Genomic DNA, 3,223 nt, shown 5'->3' with positions numbered 1-3,223 from the left:
GGTGTGACCTGCACTGGTTAGTGGTTCCATTAAATAACTTCTATTTTGTTTTCTCCAAAAGTAATAATATCGCCAACCCTAACCTTGTAACGTTTGCGGAATTCGACCTCACCGTTAGTTTTTACTAAACCATCTTCAACAACGGTTTGGGCATCACCGCCACTGCCAACTAATCCACTTGCTTTTAACAGCTGGATTAATGGAATAAATTCGCCCTCTAATTTGAATTGTATCATTTTGTGCAAAAATACGATTATTTAGAGGTTTTTAGTTTTAACAGTCAATGCTTTTTATAATTTTGCACCAATCTGACTTATTAATAGATAAAAATGGATTTATCCCCCAACAAACAACCAAATTTCGACAATACGGAAATTGCTTTCCGTCAAAAATCTAACAACGAACTAAAAAAAGCATATTGGCTTTTTAAAATGATTGGCAGTAATTTCCTTACCAAAGTTGGTCCTGCCATTACCAATTTCTTTTTAAATATTGGTTTACCTATACAGGGCGCAATAAAAGCAACTATATTTCAGCAGTTTTGTGGAGGAGAAACCATTGCAGAGTGCGATAAAGCCATTGCACAATTGGATAAAGGCGGAGTAGGTACCATTTTAGATTATTCGGTTGAAGGCGAAGAAGAGGAACAGGTTTTTGATGAAACCTGTGCAGAGATTATCCGTACGATTGTTCGCGCTGATGGTGATGCCAAAATTCCGATCACGGTTTTCAAAATAACGGGTATTGGCCGTTTTGCTTTATTGCAGAAGCTTGATGCTAAACAAGTTTTAACTGAAACAGAACAGGCTGAATACGAAAAAGTAAAACTGCGTTGCGAAAAGATCTGCCAAACCGCTTTCGATAAAGGCGTACCCATTATGATCGATGCAGAGGAAACCTGGATCCAGAATACCATTGATGAACTGGCTTTGGATATGATGCGTAAATTTAACCGCGAGCGTATTATTGTTTACAATACCTATCAAATGTATCGCCATGATAAGCTAGCCGATATGAAAGCCGACCATTTAATTGCTAAGGCAGATGGTTTTATTTTGGGTGTGAAAATGGTTCGCGGTGCCTATATGGAAAAAGAACGTAAACGTGCAGTAGAAATGGGTTACCCTTCGCCAATTCAACCGGATAAGACAGCATCAGACCGTGATTATAACGAATCTTTACGGTATTGTGTAGATCATATTGAAGAAATTGCCATCGTTGCGGGAACGCACAACGAAGATAGCAGCCGTTTATTGACTTATCTTTTAGAGGAAAAGAACATTAAGCACAATCACCCTCATGTATATTTTGCCCAGTTGCTAGGGATGAGTGATAACTTGAGCTTTAACCTTGCCGATTCGAATTATAATGTAGCAAAATATGTTCCTTACGGACCGATTAAAGCGGTAATGCCTTATCTGTTCAGAAGAGCACAAGAGAATACATCAGTGGCCGGGCAAACAGGTCGTGAGCTGGGTTTGATTGAAAGAGAATTGAAAAGAAGGAAACTGTAATTCAGTTTTCGGTTAACAGTTGGTGGTTTTCAGTTTTGGGTGGTAATAAATACTGTTAACTGAAAATTGCCAACTGTTTTTGTATCGTCATGCTGAATTTAGTTCAGCATCTTTCATGTCTTATAGTTTTTTCATTGTTTTTTGGAAATGAACATGCAGCAGTTCTTCAGGGCATGCAGCCTCGCTTTGCGCTGTATCCTTTTGGCTGCCCTTCGACTTCGCTCAGGGTGATAGCCAAAAAGATGCCGCTTCATCCGATAACTATCGGATCGAGTTTAGGTTGAGCGGTAGTTTTTTAAACTACGCAAAATTATTTCTTCACTACAAAAGATTGTTTCCCGGTCAAGAGATCGTAGAACAATATAAAATCGCTTACTAAACTATAACCCGGATACTGAAAAGTAGCGGGTTTATTTTTTTCGAAGAAAAAGTGACCAACCCACRCAAAACCATATCCCAGCACGGGTATGGCCAGAAAGAAATGCCAGTTGTGAAACAAAAATCCTGTGAAAAAAGCAAGACAAACCAATCCTGTACCAATAAAATGTAAAATACGTGATGTAGCATTGGTATGCTCTGACAAGTAAAAAGGGTAAAACTCTTTTAGCGACTTAAACTTTTTTTCTGACATACACTAATTTACAAAATTCCGTTTGCTTTTAAAAAAGATTCCAGTTGAGCAGGTTTTTCTGTCATTAATAAGGTATTTAAACCTACTTTTTTTGCGCCTTCAATATGCTGTGGACTATCATCAATAAATAAAGTTTCGGCAGGGTCTAAATTATTGTCTTTTAATACCTGTTCGAAAATATTCGTGTTGGGTTTACGCAGTTTCATGTGCTGAGAAAAATAGGCTTTCTCAAAATAAGCATCGTAATTATTGATTTCGAAAGTGGTTTTCAGGTAGTTGATAATCCAATCGTAATGGATTTCGTTATTGTTGCTCAGCAAAAATGTACGGTATTTTTCTTTTACCCGAAGTAATAAATCGTGGTTTTCCTGAATGGTACCGATCAATAAGCTGTTCCAGGCATCATCAATCTGTTTATCGGTTAAGCCTGGTTTGTCCGCTGCCTTTCTAATCCCTACCCTAAATTCGGCAGGAGAGATTGCTCCGGTTTCAAAATCATCAAATAATTGATTGTGTGCTTTATGGGCAAAGAAATTTTCAATATCGGTAATGCCCAACTTTTGAAAAGATGCTTGCGCAATTCTGAAATCGATATCAAATATTACGTTTCCGTAATCGAAAATAATGTTTTTAATGTTTTGCATGGAAATCCTTTAGCATTTGCTGCAAAGATATTATTGCTGATTTAATGGAGGGTATTAAACGGTGTTTTTTTACAATAAAAAACCCGAAGTACTTAATTGGAGAGTAATACTTTGTAGATGCGTCATTCCCAACTTGATTGGGAATCTTAATGCTTTAGTGGTATTTTCTATTCGCATTAAGATTCCCGCCTTCGCGGGAATGACGCAACATCAAAATAATTTTATTTATAGACCTATTTAGGTTCTACCGTGATCGATTGAATAATTGGTCTATTCTTTTTGTCGCCGCTTTTTAGTTCTTTAAACACAAAATAAATAGAATGGAATTTTCCATCTGAAAGCATGCTGATCGGGATACTTTTCCTAAAGGTAGATTTGCCAATCATAATGCCTTTACTATCATCTAACCTGATCTCGATTTCGCCATCTGATCC

5 protein-coding genes are annotated in these 3,223 nt (G+C 37.3%); 1 reads left to right on the top strand and 4 read right to left on the bottom strand.

Annotated elements, in window-relative coordinates:
- Positions 1-29 precede the first annotated feature (29 nt).
- Positions 30-236 (bottom strand): RNA-binding S4 domain-containing protein, encoded by a 207-nt coding sequence (locus AC1DPQ_RS22480; protein WP_029275915.1) that lies wholly within the window; start codon positions 234-236, stop codon positions 30-32.
- 93 nt (positions 237-329) lie between these two features.
- On the opposite strand from AC1DPQ_RS22480, the gene AC1DPQ_RS22475 reads away from it, so the two are divergent.
- Positions 330-1,514 carry a proline dehydrogenase family protein gene (locus AC1DPQ_RS22475; protein ID WP_477610931.1) on the top strand — a complete coding sequence of 395 codons (1,185 nt, stop codon included), beginning with the start codon at positions 330-332 and terminating at the stop codon, positions 1,512-1,514.
- Positions 1,515-1,824: 310 nt separating this feature from the next.
- On the opposite strand, the gene AC1DPQ_RS22470 is transcribed toward AC1DPQ_RS22475, so the two are convergent.
- From AC1DPQ_RS22470 to AC1DPQ_RS22460, 3 genes are all read right to left on the bottom strand, one after another.
- Complete coding sequence (locus AC1DPQ_RS22470; protein ID WP_477610930.1) at positions 1,825-2,145, bottom strand: Mpo1-like protein; 321 nt, start codon at positions 2,143-2,145, stop codon at positions 1,825-1,827.
- A gap of 8 nt (positions 2,146-2,153) precedes the next feature.
- A complete protein-coding gene (locus tag AC1DPQ_RS22465; RefSeq protein WP_477610929.1) occupies positions 2,154-2,789 on the bottom strand; it encodes an HAD family hydrolase in 636 nt (211 codons plus the stop codon).
- A gap of 233 nt (positions 2,790-3,022) precedes the next feature.
- Positions 3,023-3,223: carbohydrate-binding protein (locus AC1DPQ_RS22460; RefSeq protein WP_477610928.1), on the bottom strand; the 201-nt coding region annotated here is incomplete at its 5' end.

Source organism: Pedobacter sp. 01T416_2 (genome assembly GCF_056398925.1).
This window is presented reverse-complemented; position numbering and strand designations above follow the sequence as displayed.

Excerpts from the sequence above, each read along its gene's own strand:
- AC1DPQ_RS22480 (WP_029275915.1), bottom strand. The coding sequence starts at position 236 with ATGATACAATTCAAATTAGAGGGCGAATTTATTCCATTAATCCAGCTG.
- AC1DPQ_RS22475 (WP_477610931.1), top strand. The coding sequence starts at position 330 with ATGGATTTATCCCCCAACAAACAACCAAATTTCGACAATACGGAAATT.
- AC1DPQ_RS22465 (WP_477610929.1), bottom strand. The coding sequence starts at position 2,789 with ATGCAAAACATTAAAAACATTATTTTCGATTACGGAAACGTAATATTT.